Source organism: Curtobacterium sp. ZW137, assembly GCF_003762905.1.
GTDB lineage: Bacteria > Actinomycetota > Actinomycetes > Actinomycetales > Microbacteriaceae > Curtobacterium.
Window position 1 is genome coordinate 325382 of the sequence record NZ_RJKS01000004.1, and the last position, 15582, is coordinate 340963.

The following is a 15582-nucleotide window of genomic DNA, read 5'->3' on the forward strand; positions in this document are numbered from 1 at the left end:
CGTCGTTGCGATCCAGACCATGCACCCACCGCACGATCGTTCGTGCGCGAACGGTACGCTGGGACGCATGGCCCAGACCGAGATCGACCCGCTCGCCCTCGACCGGCAGCTCTGCTTCGCACTCGCCGCCACCAGCCGCAGTGTGATCGGGCTCTACCGCGACCTGCTCGAGCCGATGGGCCTGACGCACCCGCAGTACCTCGTGATGCTCGCCCTGTGGGAGCACGACCCGCGCTCGGTGCGCGAGATCGCCGGGGAGCTCCGCCTCGAGTCCGCGACGCTGAGCCCGCTGCTCAAGCGCCTCGAGGCCTCCGGCTACCTGCGCCGAACCCGCAGCACCGCCGACGAACGCCAGCTCGAGGTGTCCCTGACGACCGCGGGCCGAGCGCTCCGCGACCGTGCGCGCGAGGTCCCCCTCGCCGTTGCCGAGCGCCTCGGCTGGCCGCTCGCCCGACTCGAGGCGCTCAAGGACGAACTGACCGAGCTCCTGACGCTCGTCGACGGGATCTGATCGCCGGACGACCTGACGCGCGATACTCGTTCGTGCAACAATAGTGAGTGCACGAACGAAAGGATCACCGTGGGACGATTCGGCAGCTGGTACGAGCGGTGGAACACCACCCTCATCCGCAAGATGGGCCCGTCGCAGATCGGCGCCGGACACCCCGAGGGCGTGGACGACCGCAGCGTCGACCGACCGTGCCCGATGTGCGGCAAGTCGCTCTCCCGGCACCAGGTGATCCGGCCGGAGGGCCAGATCCGCTCCTCCACGCTGGTCTGCCCGCGCGACTGAGAATCCGCAGCATTCCGCCCCGACTCGGAATTGCACCAAGCAACACGTCGTTCCCCTCGGCGTGAAGCTCTTCGAACCCGCCACCTTCGGCGCTCTCCCCCTCGCGAACCGCATCGTCATGGCCCCGCTCACCCGCGTGCGCGCCGGCGAGCACGGCATCCCCAACGACCTGCTGGTCGAGCACTACCGCCAGCGTGCCGGTCTCGGCATGATCGTCACCGAGGGCACCTGGCCCGTGCAGGAGGGCCGCTCCTACCCCGGGCAGCCCGGCATCGCGACCGACGAGCAGATCGCCGGCTGGCGCCGCGTCGCCGACGCCGTGCACGCCGAGGGCGGCACCATCGTGATGCAGCTCATGCACGGCGGCCGCGTCTCGCACCCCGAGATCTCCGGGACCCCGCGCATCGTCGCCCCGAGCGCCGTCGCCGCTCCCGGTCAGACGCACACCGCGACCGGCAAGGTCGACATGCCGGTCCCCCACGAGCTGACCACCGCCGAGGTCCAGGACGCCGTCCAGGGCTTCGTCGAGGCCGCCCGCAACGCGATCGCCGCCGGGCTCGACGGCGTCGAGGTGCACGGCGCGAACGGCTACCTCGTGCACGAGTTCATGTCCGCCGCCTCGAACACCCGCACCGACCAGTACGGCGGCTCCCCGGAGAACCGCGCGCGCTTCGCGATCGAGGTCACCACCGCCGTCGCCGAGGCCATCGGCGCCGACCGCACCGGCATCCGGCTCTCCCCCGAGCACGGCATCCAGGGCGTCATCGAGGACGACGCAGCGGACGTCCACGCGACGTACACCGCGGTCGCCGAGGGTCTGGCGCCGCTCGGCCTGGCGTTCCTCGATGTCCTGCACGCCGAGCCGACCGGCGAGCTCGTGCAGCACGTCCGCCGCACCGTCGGGGCCCCGTTCATCGCGAACTCCGGCTTCAGCGCGCTGACCACCCGCGACGAGGCACTCGCCCTCGTCGACGGCGGCCACGCCGACGGCGTCGGTGTCGGTCGTGCCGCGATCGCGAACCCGGACCTCGCCCACCGCTGGGAGCAGGACGCCGAGCTCAACGAGCCGCGTCCGGAGCTCTTCTACGGCCAGGGCGCCGAGGGCTACACCGACTACCCGACGCTGGCCGACGTGCGCGGCGCGACCGTCGCGTAGATCCCGGCTCCAGGCCGGACGGGAGGCCCGTGGCGGTGTCGCCACGGGCCTCCCGTCATCCTGCGGCCGGTTCCTCGAGCACCGGGCCGTCGTCGAGGAACACCGTCGGGTGGCCGGGCTCCGGCACGTCCGGACGGGTGTCCAGGTCGGCGTCGAGGGTCGGCATGTCGTCGCCTTCGGCGACGGACGGGATCGACGGGTTCATCGCTGGTGCTCCGATCACGACCGGGGGTTCGGGTGAGGTGATCGTAGCGCTTGCCGACGATCAACGAGAACGGCCCCGATGCGATGCATCGGGGCCGTTCTCTGTTCGGTGTCCTGTGCGCTCGAAGGGACTCGAACCCCCAACCTTCTGATCCGTAGTCAGATGCTCTATCCATTGAGCTACGAGCGCGTGGCTGCCGTAGCGGCCGTGGAAGACTCTACAACAGGTGCGGCGTGCGCGCCAATCGAGGGGGCCCTCCCCGGACGCTCGGCGTGTCGCCGGGTCAGAGCGCCGCGAGCTCCTCGTCGAAGACCTCGGCGAGGAACACCTCGAGCGCCTGCCACGAGCGACGATCGGCGCGCTCCTGGTACTGCGCGCCGTGGTCCGGCGCGTCGGTCCCCGGCACCGCGAAGGCGTGCATCGCCCCGGCGTAGGTCACGACCTGCCAGTCGACCTCGGGCGCCCCGCGCATCTCCTCCTGCCAGGCGGCGACCTTGGCGTCGGGGACGACCGGGTCGGCGGCGCCGGTCAGCACCAGCAGTGCCGCGCGGATCTCCCCCGCGTCGGACGGGTCGTGGGTGAGCAGGTTGCCGTGGAAGGAGACGGCCCCGGCGAGGTCGGCTCCGGTGCGGGCGAGCTCGAGCGCCGCGGACCCGCCGAAGCAGTAGCCCATCACGACGACACGGGAGTGGTCGACGTCGGGGTCCTCGCGCAGGCGATCGAGGCCGGCCTGCACGCGGGCGCGCATCAGCGGGAGGTCCTGGTAGAACGACCCGGCCACCTGTCCGGCGGTGTCGTCGGCGGGACGGACCCCCTCGCCGTAGACGTCCGCGCCGAACGCGACGTAGCCGAGGCGCGCGAGCATCGTGACCCGGGCCTCGACGTGCTCGTTCACCCCGTGCCAGTCGTGCACGACGAGGACCGCCGGCCGCGGACCCGAGACGGCGACGTCCTTCGCGAGGACACCGAGGAGCGCGGTCCCCTCGTGGTCGTAGCGGACGGGTTCGACACGGATGTCGGCACCGGCGGGTTCGGGAACGGTCTGCAGGACGTCGTCGATCGTGGTCATGCGCTCGACGCTACGCGTCGATGTTGTCCCAGCCATCGGGGCCGGACGACCCGGCCGCGTAGTCGTCGAGGTCGACCTTGCCGGCACGCCATGCGGTGCGGAACGGCTCGACGACCTTCCACCCCTGCACGGCGCTGTCCCCGCGGACGGACAGGGTCGCGTCGCCCTCGAGCACCCCGGCGAGGACCTCGCCGTAGGCGCTCAGTCGACCGGGGTTGAAGCTGACCTCGAGCTTCGTGTGGTCGATCGTGTACGGGTCGCCCGGGCCGTTCACGTTGAGTTCGAGCTGCATCTGGTCGGGGGCGATCCAGATGCGGAGTCGGTCGGGTCGCTGCACGCCGGTCAGCCCGTCGGGCACGTGCGGCGAGTCCTTGAACGTGATGATGATCTCGCGGCGCTGCGCCCCGAGCGCCTTCCCGGAGCGGAGCGTGAACGGCACACCGGCCCAGCGCCAGTTCGCGATCTCCAGGGTGATCTGGGCGAGGGTCTCGGTACCGATCGACGGGTCGACGCCGTCCTCGTCCACGTAGGACGGCAGGGTCCGGTCCCCCACCGTGCCCGCGGTGTACCGGGCGCGCTTGCCGGCGGTCAACGGGTCGCCGCCCCACGGGCGGACCGCTCGGAGGACGAGTTCCTTCTGGGTACGGAGGTCGTCGGCGTCGATCGACGCCGGTGCCTCCATCGCGACGACGGCGAGCACCTGCAGCAGGTGGCTCTGGATCATGTCGACGAGTGCGCCGGCCTTGTCGTAGTAGCGCGCCCGCCCTTCGAGACCGAGGGTCTCGTCGTAGACGATGTCGACGCGCTCGACGTGGACGGAGGAGAGCAGCGGCTCGACGATCCGGTTGGCGAAGCGCAGGCCGAGGAGGTTCAGGACGGTGGACCGGCCGAGGAAGTGGTCGACGCGGTGGATGCGCTCCTCGGGGAGGAACGAGTGCAGCACGTCGTTGAGGTGCTCGGCGCTGGCGGCGTCGGTGCCGAAGGGCTTCTCGAGCGCGAGCCGGGTCCCCGCGGGCAGGTCGAGGTCCGCGAGCACCTCGCAGCTCTTCTCCGTCACCGCCGGCGGCAGGGCGAAGTACACGGCCGGGTCGTGGTCGCAGTCCGCGAGCAGGGTCGTCAGGTCGTCGGCACTGGTGACGTCCGCCTTGTGGTACCGCGACGCGTCCACGACACCCTGCAGCCGCTCCGACAGCGGAGCCGACCCGGAGGCACCCTCGTCCTCTTCGTTCTTCGACGCCTGTGCGTCCTCGAACGCGTCGTGCACGAGCTGCTTCCAGGCGGCGTCGTCGAGGTCCTCGACACCGGCGCCGATGAGCTGGACGTCCCAGTCCTCCTTCACCTCCAGCAGGGTCGCGAGCCCGGGCAGGAGGAGCCGCTTCGAGAGGTCCCCGCTGGCACCGAGGATGAGGAGTGTGGTCTGGAGGGTCGCCATGTCCCAGAACGTAGTGGTCACGACTCCACGTCGTTCCAATACTGTGGGAACCGGAACGGCGCGAGGGAGCACCATGACGACTGAGGACACCGGACGACGACTGCGCGTGGTCGTGGTCGGGACGGGGATGATCGCGGCGGTGCACGTGCGCGCCGCGAAGGCCGCAGGAGCGGAGGTCCTCGGGATCCTCGGGCGCAACGCGGCCCGTTCCGCCCAGGTCGCCGGGCAGCTCGACGTGCCGCGCGGCTACGCCGACCTCGACGAGGTGATCGCGGACGCCCCGGACGTCGTCCACGTCTGCACCCCGAACGACCAGCACCACCCGCAGGCCCTCGCCGTGATCCGCGCGGGCATCAACGTGGTGTGCGAGAAGCCGCTCGCGGTGTCGAGCGCCCAGGCCCTCGAACTCGAACGCGCCGCTGCCGAAGCCGGCGTCGTGGCGACGGTCCCCTTCGTCTACCGGTTCCACCCGATGGTGCGTGAGGTCCGCGCGAAGATCGCGGACGGCGACCTCGGCCGGGTGCTCGCCGTGCACGGGCACTACCTGCAGGACTGGATGCTCGACGAGGACTCGTCCTCGTGGCGGGTGGACGCCGGAGCCGGCGGGCTGTCCCGGGCGTTCGCGGACATCGGTTCGCACTGGTGCGACCTGGTCGAGTTCGTCACCGGCGAGCGCTTCGCGACCGTGAGCGCCGTCACCGACATCGTCTACCCGACCCGGCCGGCGGCGTCGGGCCCTTCTTTCTCCGGGTCGCCAGACCCGGACCCGCTCGCCGATGCCGGCACCCGGGCGGAGGTCACCACCGAGGACACCGCCGTCGCGACGTTCCGCACGGCCTCCGGGCGGATCGGCAACGTGGTGATCTCCCAGGTCGCAGCCGGGCGGAAGAACCGGCTCTGGTTCGAGGTGGACGGCACCCGGGGTTCCGCCTCGTTCGACCAGGAACGCCCGGAGTCGGCGTGGTTCGGCAACGAGCGCGGGGCGCAGATCCTGGTCAGGGACCCTGCACAGGGTTCACCGGACCAGCGCCGCCTGGCCACGGTGCCGTCCGGTCATCCGCAGGGCTACCTCGACGCCTTCGCGGCCTTCGTCGCCGACACGTACACCGCCGTCCGGACCGGGGTCGCGCCCGACGGCCTCCCGACCTTCGCCGACGGGGCCAGGTCGGCGCAGATCATCGACGCCGTCGTCGCCAGTGCGGGTGACGACGCCTGGAAGGAGATCGCATGAAGCTCGGGATGCTCACCGCCTGCCTGCCCGGGTGGTCGCTCGACCGGATCGCGGACTTCGCCGTCGAGCAGGGCTACGAGCGGCTCGAGGTCGGTGTCTGGCCCGGCACCGGCGGCCGCGACTTCGAGGCAGCGCACCTGCCGGTCGCCAGCTTCACCGAGGCCGACGCGGAAGCCACCCGGGCGCTGCTCGACCGCACGGGCCTGGAGATCTCGGCGTTCGCGTACTACGAGAACAACCTGCACCAGGACCTCGGGCGCCGTGCGGAGATCAAGGAGCACCTGTTCCACGCTATCGATGCCGCGCAGCTGCTCGGCGTGCCCTACGTCGGCACGTTCATCGGTCGCGACAACGCGAAGTCCGTCCGCGAGAACATGCGCCTCGGTGATCGGGTCCTGCCGGAGCTGGTCGACTACGCCGGCGAACACGGCGTCAAGCTCATCATCGAGAACTGCGTGATGGAGGGGTGGCACCCGGACGGGTACCCCGGCAACATCGCGTACTCCCCCGAGCTCTGGGGCTGGGTCACCGGCCTCGGCTTCGGCCTGAACTGGGACCCCTCGCACCTGACGTGGATCGGCATCGACCCGGTCGAGACGATCCTGCCGTTCGCGGAGCACATCGTGCACGCGCAGGCGAAGGACCTCGAGCTCTTCCCGCGCAAGCGGGACGAGTACGGCTTCTTCGGCAAGGTCGACAAGGGCGACGACCCGTGGGACATGGGCTGGTGGCGGTTCCGGGTGCCCGGCCGCGGGGTCGTCGACTGGCCGCACGTCGTCGACCGGCTCTACGAGGCCGGGTTCGACGGCACCCTGTCCGTCGAGCACGAGGACCCGCTCTGGGGCGGGACCGACGAGAAGGTCCTCGAGGGCCTCCGGATCGCACACCGGACGCTGCGCCCCCTCATCGCGATGGAGTGACAGCGCGATGGAGTGACAGCGCGGTGCGGTGACAACGCGCTCAGGCCGTTCCGAGCACGCTGGGGGCATGAGCACGACCGTGAGCGACTTCGTCATCGACCGCATCAAGGCGTGGGGGGTCTCCCGTGTCTTCGGGTACCCCGGGGACGGCATCGGCGCCTTCGACGGTGCCCTCGGCAAGGCGGCGGGCAAGGGCGAGGGCCTGGAGTACGTCCGCCCGACGCACGAGGAGATCGCCGCGCTGATGGCGACCGCGCACGCCAAGTTCACCGGCGAGGTCGGGGTCTGCATCGCGACGTCGAGTCCCGGCGCGTTCCACCTGCTGAACGGGCTGTACGACGCGCAGATGGACAACCAGCCGGTCGTGGCGATCGTCGGCCAGCAGGGGCTCGCGTCGATCGGCTCGTTCACCCAGCAGGAGTCGAACCTCGAGCGCGTCTTCGCCGACGTCGCCTGCTACGTCCAGACGGTCACGACCCCGGAGGCCGTCGGTGTCGTCGTCGACACCGCGTTCCGCACGGCGGCGCTCCGGAAGCAGCCGGCCGTCGTCATCCTCCCCCACGACGTCCAGGCGATGGCGTACGAGGCACCGCCGCTCGAGCACTGGGCGTCGCGGTCGAGCGACGTCCCGGCCTCGACCCGGATCACCCCGCCGGCCGACGAGATCCAGAAGATGGCGGAGATCATCAACGCGGGCGCGAAGGTGACGTTCCTCGTCGGTGCCGGTGCGCGCGGTGCGACCGAGCAGGTCCTCGCCGCCGCCGAGAAGGCCGGGGCCGGCATCATCACGGCGCTCCGCGGCAAGGACGTCGTCCCCGCGGACGTGCCGTACCACTCGCAGCAGCTCGGCCTCCTCGGGTCGCTGCCGTCGCTCCACCAGATCCGCGACTGCGACACCATCGTGCTCCTCGGCACGAACTACCCCTACGGCGAGTACATGCCGGAGACCGGGCAGGCGCGCGGCATCCAGGTCGACATCAAGCCGGAGCAGCTGGGCCTGCGCTACCCGACGGAGCTCAACCTCTGGGGCGACGTCGGAGCCACCCTCGACGCCCTGCTGCCGCTGCTCGTCGACAAGGCGGACAAGTCCTTCCAGGAGACCGTCGCGAGCGAGATGCGCGAGTGGGAGTCCGAGATGCGCGCCCAGGCCGAGGTGGCGTACGACGACGGCGTGAACCCGCGTCGTGTCATCCAGGCGGTGAACGACCGGCTCCCCGACGGTGTGACCGTGACGGCGGACGCGGGCACCACCGCCGACTGGTACGGCCACCACATCCGGCTCCGCAAGGGCATGCGCGGCGACATGTCCGGCCGCCTGGCGACGATGCTCGCGGCGATGCCGTACGCCGTCACCGCGAAGTTCGCGTTCCCGGACCGCCCGGCCGTGTGCACGATCGGCGACGGCGCCTTCCAGATGCTCGGGATGAACGAGCTCATCACCGTGAAGAAGTACATGGCGGCGTGGCCGAACCAGCAGCTCGTCATCGTCGTCATGCACAACGACGACCTCGGCCAGGTGTCCTGGGAGATGCGCACCGAGGACGGCAACCCGATGTGGCCGGGCTCGCAGGACGTCGAGTCCGTCGACTACGCCGGGTACGCGACGCTGCTCGGGTTCCAGGGCATCGCGGTGCACGACGACGCCGAGGTGGACGCCGCCGTCGAGCGGGCGTTCGCGCACCAGGGCGTCACCCTGATCGACGCGTACGTCAGCCGGAACGTCCCGCCGCTCCCGCCGCACATCACGAAGGAGTACGCGATCAACACCGCGAAGAGCCTGCTCAAGGGCGACCCGGTGGAGCTCGGCGTCGTGAAGGACTCCGCCAAGGCGATGGCGGCCGAGGCCGTCGAGCGGGTGAAGGGCGCCCTGGGCCGCGACTGACGACAGCTGTTGCGTGTGTGAACTTCGTGTGACGAGATCGCGGCATCCCTGGCGCGCCCGCTGTACGTCCTCATAGGTTCGTCGGCGATGAACACGAAACCGACCCCCCGCAGGCGCCGCCTCGTCAGCGGTGCCGCTCTGGCCACCGCCGGCGTCCTCGTCGCCCTCTCCGTCCCGTCCGCGGCCCTGGCCGCCGAGGGTGACACCACGATCGACATCTACGACGTCAACGACTTCCACGGGCGCATCGCCCAGTCGCTGAGCACACCGGCACCGCGGGACGGCGACGCCGCCGGCGCAGCGGTGCTCGCCGGCGCGCTCGAGCAGCTGCGTGGCGAGGACACCTCGACCTCGGCGTTCGTCAGCGCCGGCGACAACATCGGCGCATCGACGTTCGAGTCCTTCATCCAGCAGGACCAGCCGACGATCGACGTGCTGAACGCGATGGACCTCTCGGTCAGCGCGATCGGCAACCACGAGCTCGACAAGGGCCGCACGGACCTCGAGGACCGCGTGATCGGCCCCGACGACGCACGCAACGCGACGTGGGACTACGTCTCCGCGAACATCCTCGACACGGCGACGGGCGAGCCCGCGTTCGACCCGTACTCGATCCAGGAGATCAGCGGCAAGCGCGTCGGGTTCATCGGCGCGACGGTCGACCTCGAGGGGCTCGTCAGCCCGTCCGGCATCGAATCGCTCGAGATGGCCGACATCACCGACTCGGTGAACGCCGTGGCCGACGACCTCACCGACGGCGTCGCGGACAACGGCGAGGCCGACGTCCTCGTGCTGCTCGTCCACGACGGCGCCGAGACCGCCGCCGCGTCCGACCTCGACGGCGACAGCGCCTTCGCGCGCGCCGTCCACGCGGTCTCGCCGAAGGTCTCCGCGATCCTGTCCGGCCACACCCACCAGACCTACGTCCACAGCGTCGTCCCGGACGGCGGCACCGTCGCCCGTCCGGTGATCCAGACCGGGTCGTACGGCTTCAACCTGGGGCACCTGCAGCTGACGGTCGCGGCCGACGGTTCGGTCGCGGCCACCGCGGCGGAGAACATCCGCCTGGTCGACGGCACGTTCACCCCGGACGCCGGCGTCGCCGCGACGGTCAGCGCCGCGGTCGCGGAAGCGGACGTGCTCGGCGCGGTCGAGCTCGGCACGACCGACGTCGACATGCGCCGCGCCCTGCAGTCGGACGGCAGCGAGAACCGCGGTGGCGAGTCCACCCTCGGCAACTTCGTCGCCGAGGTCCAGCGGAGCGCCACCGAGGAGCGTCAGGGGGCCCAGATCGCGTTCATGAACCCGGGCGGACTCCGCGCGGACCTCGCCGGCGGTGCGGTGACCTACAAGGAAGCCGCGGTCGTCCAGCCGTTCGCGAACACGCTGGTCGTCCTCGACCTGACCGGGGCGCAGGTCAAGCAGGCGCTCGAGCAGCAGTGGCAGCCGTCGACGGCGAGCCGCCCCTTCCTGAAGCTCGGCGTCTCCGAGGGCTTCGCGTACACCTACGACCCGGCGGCCGCCAGCGGTTCCCGGATCACCGCGATGACGCTCGACGGCGCCCCGATCGATGCGAGCACCACCTACAAGGTCACGGTGAACTCGTTCCTCGCCAGCGGCGGGGACAACTTCACCGCGTTCGCCGCCGCGGCCGCGAAGCAGGACAGCGGCAAGGTGGACCTCGAGGCGCAGGTCGAGTACTTCGAGGCGAACCCGGAGGTCACGGTCGCCGCGGACCAGCGTTCCGTCGGGGTCACGATGACCGCGACGCCGGCAGGCGGCTTCCAGCCCGGCGACGACGTCTCGATGGACCTGTCCTCGCTGGTGTTCAGCAACGCCGGCGACCAGCCGACGTCGGTGCGGGTGAGCGCCGGTGACCAGGTCCTCGCGACCAGCGCCATCGACCCGACGATCGTCGACACCACCGACGAGCAGGGCACCGCGACGCTCGCGTTCACGGTCCCGACCGCCGGAACGGGCGCAGCGACCCCGGCGGCTCCTGGCAGCGCGACGCGTGCCGCAGCCGTCACCGCGGCGGCCACCACCGACGAGCCGCTCGTCATCACCGTCGGCGCGACCCGGATCGTCCTGCCCGTCACGATCCCCCTCGCGGCGGCCGTCGACCCGGGCACCGACCCCGACGAGCCGGGCCAGCCGGGCCAGCCGGGCGAGCCGGGATCGGAGCCGATCGACGGTGACGACGACGGCGCGGGCCCCGGTGCGGACAACGGCGCGGGCGCCGGCACCGACCTGGCAGCCGATCCCGCAGCGGACGGCACGGCGAACGGCGCGCTCGCGTACACGGGTGCCGAACTGACGGCCCCCGCGGTCGTCGCCGGGCTCCTGCTCCTCGCGGGCATCACCGCCATGGTGGTCGCCCGCCGGAAGCGCGCCCGACGTGCGGAGACGGCACTGGACTGACACCGGCGGGCACGGTGCGGGTCCTGACGGGCCCGCACCGAGCCTCCAGGCCGATGCCCTGTGGTGCGACGACGGGCGGGCGACCCACGTCGTCCGCCCTCGGCGTATCCGGTCACGACGGATCCCTGTGTTTTCGGGGTGGCGGCGGGTAATCTCAGCGCTGTCGCACCGCGACGCGCCGCGCAGGGTCGCCTCTCATCGCGAGCGGTGGTTCCGATCGCGAGACTCCGCGGCGCGGGTGTCCTCCGTCTCCAGGGAAACGGCGGAGGGCACCCACCACACACCGCGTCTAGCGGAACAGCCGCTCGCCGATGTAGGAGCCCTTCCGCGGCGCCGGCGGGATCGCGAACACCCCGGACCCGATGTGCGCGATGTACTCGTTGAGCCGGTCCACGGCACCGAGCCGGCGCTGGATGCGGGTGAAGTGCTCGGGGTCGTTGACGTACGCGGCGAAGAGCAGGCCGGCGTCGAGCTGCCCGTACTGGTTCAGCCCGTCCGTGTAGTTGTACGGCCGCCGCAGGATCTTCACGCCACCGTTGTTCTCGTGCGCGGCGAGCGCGATGTGCGACGTCGGGTCGATCGCCGTGCCGTCCGACGACCCGTCGCCGGTCGACTTCGCCGTGAAGTCCGGCGTCGTGTGCTCGGTGCCACCGGAGAGCGGCGCGCCCTCGATCTTCGTCCGCCCGAACACCCGCTGCTGGTCGCTGACGACGTCGGCGTCCCAGATCTCGATGTTCATCTGGACCTTCCGGACGACCTGGTAGGTCCCCCCGGCCATCCACCCGGCGTCGTCGCCGAGCCAGACGAACCGGTCGTACTCCTCGTCCGTGGTGACGTTCCTGGTGCCGTCCTTGAAGCCCATCAGGTTCCGCGGCGTGGTCTGCGACGGCCCGGCGGACGCGCGGCCGAAGCCGAGCACCGTCCACCGCACGGTCGCGGTGCCGCGGGCGATCCGCGCGAGGTCGCGGACCGCGTGGTACGCCACCTGCGGGTCGTCGGCGCAGGCCTGCAGCGACAGGTCGCCGCCGCTCAGCTCGTCCTGCAGCCGGTCGCTCGGGAGCGTCGGGATGGCTGCGAGCGACGCGGGGCGCTTGTCGGCGAGACCGAACCGCTCGTCGAAGATCCCCGGGCCGAGACCGACCGTCACGGTGAGCGACGCGGGCCCGAGGTCGAGCGCCTCCCCCGTGTCGGCACCGACGCCGTCGCCGTGCGCTGGCTCGACGGAGCCGACGGTCTTGCCCGCCTGCAGCTGCGCGATCGACGCGGACCACCGGGCCAGCAGGACCTGCAGGTCCGTGGCGACGGACGACGACATGTCGAACGTCATGAAGACGCAGTACCGCTGCGGAGTGGTGCGGATCCCGCCCTGCGGCTGCCCGGCGGCGGTCGCGTAGAACGGGTGGCTCTGCGACAGGTCGATCGACTCGTCGCCGTTGGTCGCCGCCGCGAGCGGGTTGACGCCGGTCGCGGCGGTCGCCCCCGCGATGCCCGCCGCCGCGCCGACGCCGGCACCCGCCGCGACGAGCCCCGCGCCAGCGCCGATCCCGGCGCCGAACAGCCCGCGCCGGGAGACGGCGCGGGCTGCCTGCTCACGGTCGTCCGTCACGCGGTGGCGACCTTCTCGGCCAGACGGGACAGCGGGTCCTGCAGGGCCTGGACCTGCTGCGAGATCTCGTTGGCGTGCGCCGACTTCGTCGCATCCGTCCAGCTGTCGAACCCGCCGAGGTCGTCGGCGTTGCGGAAGCCGTCCATCAGCGTGTTCGTCGCGTCGAACTGCGCGGCGATCTGCTTCGTCAGCGTCGGGTCGAGCTTGGTCAGGCCCGGCTTGAGGTACGCGAAGGCCTGGCGGGCACCCTCGACGTTCGCGGCGAGGTCGACGAGGTCGATGTGGCTGTACGCCTCTTCCTCACCGGTGATCTTGTTCGACTGGACCTCCTCGAGGAGCCCGGCTGCACCGTTCGCCAGGTCCTCGGGCTTGTAGTCCAGGGTCGGCACGAGCTTCGCGAGGAGCTCGACGTTCGCCGTCAGGTCCTTCGCGTACTGCTTCGTGCCGTCGCTGATCGCACCGGTCTGGAACAGGTCGCGCTCGACGGCGTGGAAACCGCTCCAGCCGACGGCGTCGTCGAGGTTCGACTCGCGCATGTCGATCAGGTAGTCGAGGTTGCCGGCGTTGTCGGTGGCCTTGTACCCCTGCTTGACGAAGCCGTCGACGTCGCTCTCGACGTGCTCGTAGTACGGCCGGGCGTCGGCGTAGTCCTTCTTCGCGGCGTCGAGGTCGCCCGCGTCGATGTCCGTCTGCAGCTGCTTGACCGCGGTCACCATGTCGCTGACCTGCGCGTCGACGTACTTCGAGTACCCGGTCGCGCCGGACTTCAGGAGCGTCGCAGCGCTGCTGTTCGCGGTCGAGGCGACCTTGCCGGTGACGGTGAAGTCGGTCAGTTCCGTCTCGGCACCGGGGCAGTACACCTGGTACTTTCCGCCGCCGAGGGTGCTCGTGAAGGAGACCGGGTCGAGCCCCGGCGCGAGGTTCTCCTTCTCACCGAAGATCCGCTGGTCCTGCAGCAGCTCGACCTCGGTGATCGCGGTCGACGACTCGTTCTTCACCGTGAAGGTGACGGGACCGGCCGGCACCTTCGTGGTGGACACGGCGCACTTGTCGGAGCCGTCGTTCGTCAGCGTGATCGAGACGCGGGACACCTTGCCCGAGTCGGTCGCGTCGTCCGTCGCGGACGACGAGGTCGCGGCGCAGCCGGTGAGGGCGAGCGCGGTCACGACGCCGAGCGCGCCGAGGGTGATGAGGGGTCGTGCGGTCTGCTTACCGAACGGCATGGGCGGAACTCCTTGTCGGGTTCCCGGCGGGCGGGCCGCGGGAGGGGACGGGTGCGGGGTCGTGGGACGCGGGTGCCGCCGGGCGGCGACGGTCGCGGAGGGCGAGTGCGAGCTGTGCGAGGGCGGCGGCGGCGAGCGCGATCGGCAGCCAGGCCTTCCAGAGCGCGAGTTCGGCGGAGCGGGTCCGGTCGGCCGCGACGGCCGTGGCGGTCGCCTGCACGCGGGTGGCCGGCACCGCGAAGACGCTGCGGTCGATCGTCGTGGTCCGAGCGGACGGGAGGCCCCCACCGCTCAGCGTCAGTACGGAACGTTGCGAGCTGGTCGCGTCCAGGACACCCCCGGCGACGCTCCAGAGGGTGGTCGTCTCCGAGACAGCCCACTTCGCCTCGAACGGGCCGGGGTTCGTCGACGGGGAGATGCCGACGGGGATGCGACCGAACAACCCGACGAGGTCGTCGAGCGTCAGGCTCGCCGGTTCGCCGTCGGTGGTCGGGTCGGTGCGGGACCGCCAGCGGTCGGCCGTCACGCCGGCGCGGGTCACGGTGCGGTGCGACGACGCCGGGAAGTCCACCCGGGTCTGTCGGCCGTTGCCCGTGCTGCGGAGGATCGCCGTGTCGCCGTGGACCTCGGCGGACACGCGTGTCTGGTCACCGGTCGTGGTGACCGTGCCCGGAACGTGCACGCCACCGCCCGGGACCGCGATCGCGAGTGCGACGGCGGCGACCGCGAGGGTGGCCGCGACCGCGGTGCGGACCGCGGGGACGCGTGCCGTCGCCGGGCGCCAGGACCGCGGCCAGAGCGAGAGCGCCAGGACCGGCACCACGTAGAGCAGCCAGCCGAGGACCTCGATGACGCGGGGGTCCGGCGGGATGCCGAGGACGCCCGTGATCAGGGCCCCCTGCACCGAACCGTTCGGGGCGAGCCAGCTCAGGTCCACCGTGCGCTGCTGGCCGATGACGATCCAGCCGGCCTCGTGCGCGCGTCGGAGCACCGTGAGGACGAGCCCTGCGGCGACGAACACCAGGAAGACGCCGGTCCCGGTGAAGAACTTCGACAGGTTCAGCCGGACACCACCGGTGTAGATCCCGTACCCGATCACCACGGCGCCCGCGATGCCGATCACGGCGCCGAGCGCGGCGAGACCGGTGTCGCTCGACGCCTGGAACGTGGCGAGGAGGAAGACCGCGGTCTCGAAGCCCTCCTTGAGCACGGCGAGGAAGGCCATGCCGGCGAGCGCCCAGGCGGTGCCGCGGCCGAGCGCCTCGGTCGCGCTCGCCTCGAGCTCGGTGCTGAGGGTGCGCGCGTGCGTGCGCATCCAGATGATCATCCCGGTCACGAAGACGACGGCCACGATGCCGATGACCGCTTCCATGCCCTCCTGCTGCGCCTGCGGCAGGGCCTGCTCGACGAGCTGCAGGCCGAAGCCGACGCCGACGCTGAGCAGGACCGCGACGCCGACCCCGAACCACATCGGTGCCAGGGGCACACGGTTGCGTCGGAGGAACGCCGCGATGATGCCGACGATGAGCGTGGCTTCGAGACCTTCGCGGAGGCCGATGACGAGGGTGGCAAGCATGACGAAGGCAAGGCTAGCCTTACCTTGGTCTCGCCGTCGACCCGGTGGGCGTGGGGTTTGATGGTTCT

Annotated in this window: 13 protein-coding genes and 1 tRNA gene; 7 read left to right on the forward strand and 7 right to left on the reverse strand. The window is 71.4% G+C overall.

Annotation, left to right across the window (positions count from 1 at the left end; all coding sequences use genetic code 11):
- Positions 1 to 67 precede the first annotated feature (67 nt).
- The 3 genes from EDF55_RS14865 to EDF55_RS14875 all read left to right on the forward strand — a co-directional run bounded on the left by EDF55_RS14865 (position 68) and on the right by EDF55_RS14875 (position 1949).
- Positions 68 to 511 carry a MarR family winged helix-turn-helix transcriptional regulator gene (locus tag EDF55_RS14865; protein WP_123655730.1) on the forward strand — a complete coding sequence of 148 codons (444 nt, stop codon included), beginning with the start codon at positions 68 to 70 and terminating at the stop codon, positions 509 to 511.
- 69 nt (positions 512 to 580) lie between these two features.
- Complete coding sequence (locus EDF55_RS14870) at positions 581 to 793, forward strand: hypothetical protein (protein ID WP_123655731.1); 213 nt, start codon at positions 581 to 583, stop codon at positions 791 to 793.
- Positions 794 to 854: 61 nt separating this feature from the next.
- Positions 855 to 1949 carry an alkene reductase gene (locus EDF55_RS14875; protein ID WP_123655732.1) on the forward strand — a complete coding sequence of 365 codons (1095 nt, stop codon included), beginning with the start codon at positions 855 to 857 and terminating at the stop codon, positions 1947 to 1949.
- 55 nt (positions 1950 to 2004) lie between these two features.
- On the opposite strand, the gene EDF55_RS18890 is transcribed toward EDF55_RS14875, so the two are convergent.
- From EDF55_RS18890 to EDF55_RS14890, 4 genes are all read right to left on the reverse strand, one after another.
- Positions 2005 to 2154, reverse strand: coding sequence for a hypothetical protein (locus EDF55_RS18890; protein ID WP_165931401.1), 150 nt, complete (start codon positions 2152 to 2154; stop codon positions 2005 to 2007).
- A 116-nt stretch (positions 2155 to 2270) separates the two neighbouring features.
- Positions 2271 to 2343, reverse strand: a tRNA-Arg gene (locus EDF55_RS14880).
- Positions 2344 to 2437: 94 nt separating this feature from the next.
- The gene (locus EDF55_RS14885) at positions 2438 to 3223 is read right to left on the reverse strand and encodes a dienelactone hydrolase family protein (protein WP_123655733.1); all 786 of its coding nucleotides are present in this window, start codon (positions 3221 to 3223) and stop codon (positions 2438 to 2440) included.
- A 10-nt stretch (positions 3224 to 3233) separates the two neighbouring features.
- Complete coding sequence (locus EDF55_RS14890; protein ID WP_123655734.1) at positions 3234 to 4655, reverse strand: glucose-6-phosphate dehydrogenase; 1422 nt, start codon at positions 4653 to 4655, stop codon at positions 3234 to 3236.
- Positions 4656 to 4728: 73 nt separating this feature from the next.
- Here EDF55_RS14890 and EDF55_RS14895 point away from each other — a divergent pair, with 73 nt between their 5' ends.
- The 4 genes from EDF55_RS14895 (at position 4729) to EDF55_RS14910 (ending at position 11109) form a co-directional block, all read left to right on the forward strand.
- The gene (locus EDF55_RS14895) at positions 4729 to 5886 is read left to right on the forward strand and encodes a Gfo/Idh/MocA family protein (RefSeq protein ID WP_123655735.1); all 1158 of its coding nucleotides are present in this window, start codon (positions 4729 to 4731) and stop codon (positions 5884 to 5886) included.
- The gene (locus EDF55_RS14900) at positions 5883 to 6806 is read left to right on the forward strand and encodes a sugar phosphate isomerase/epimerase (protein ID WP_123655736.1); all 924 of its coding nucleotides are present in this window, start codon (positions 5883 to 5885) and stop codon (positions 6804 to 6806) included. Before EDF55_RS14895 ends, EDF55_RS14900 begins: the two co-directional genes overlap by 4 nt.
- A gap of 67 nt (positions 6807 to 6873) precedes the next feature.
- Positions 6874 to 8688, forward strand: a complete 1815-nt coding sequence (locus EDF55_RS14905) for a thiamine pyrophosphate-requiring protein (protein ID WP_123655737.1) — start codon at positions 6874 to 6876, stop codon at positions 8686 to 8688.
- Between the two features lie 87 nt (positions 8689 to 8775).
- Entirely contained in the window at positions 8776 to 11109 is a 2334-nt protein-coding gene (locus EDF55_RS14910; RefSeq protein ID WP_123655738.1) for a bifunctional UDP-sugar hydrolase/5'-nucleotidase, read from the forward strand.
- Positions 11110 to 11398: 289 nt separating this feature from the next.
- Here the strand turns inward: EDF55_RS14910 and EDF55_RS14915 are convergent, their stop codons facing one another.
- Genes EDF55_RS14915 through efeU form a run of 3 tightly spaced genes read right to left on the reverse strand, consistent with a single transcriptional unit; the run spans position 11399 to position 15514 of the window.
- A complete protein-coding gene (locus EDF55_RS14915; protein WP_221180765.1) occupies positions 11399 to 12715 on the reverse strand; it encodes a Dyp-type peroxidase in 1317 nt (438 codons plus the stop codon).
- Complete coding sequence (gene efeO, locus EDF55_RS14920; RefSeq protein ID WP_123655739.1) at positions 12712 to 13938, reverse strand: iron uptake system protein EfeO; 1227 nt, start codon at positions 13936 to 13938, stop codon at positions 12712 to 12714. Before efeO ends, EDF55_RS14915 begins: the two co-directional genes overlap by 4 nt.
- The gene (efeU, locus tag EDF55_RS14925) at positions 13925 to 15514 is read right to left on the reverse strand and encodes an iron uptake transporter permease EfeU (RefSeq protein ID WP_123655740.1); all 1590 of its coding nucleotides are present in this window, start codon (positions 15512 to 15514) and stop codon (positions 13925 to 13927) included. The genes efeO and efeU overlap by 14 nt, the downstream gene beginning before the upstream one ends.
- Positions 15515 to 15582 lie beyond the last annotated feature (68 nt).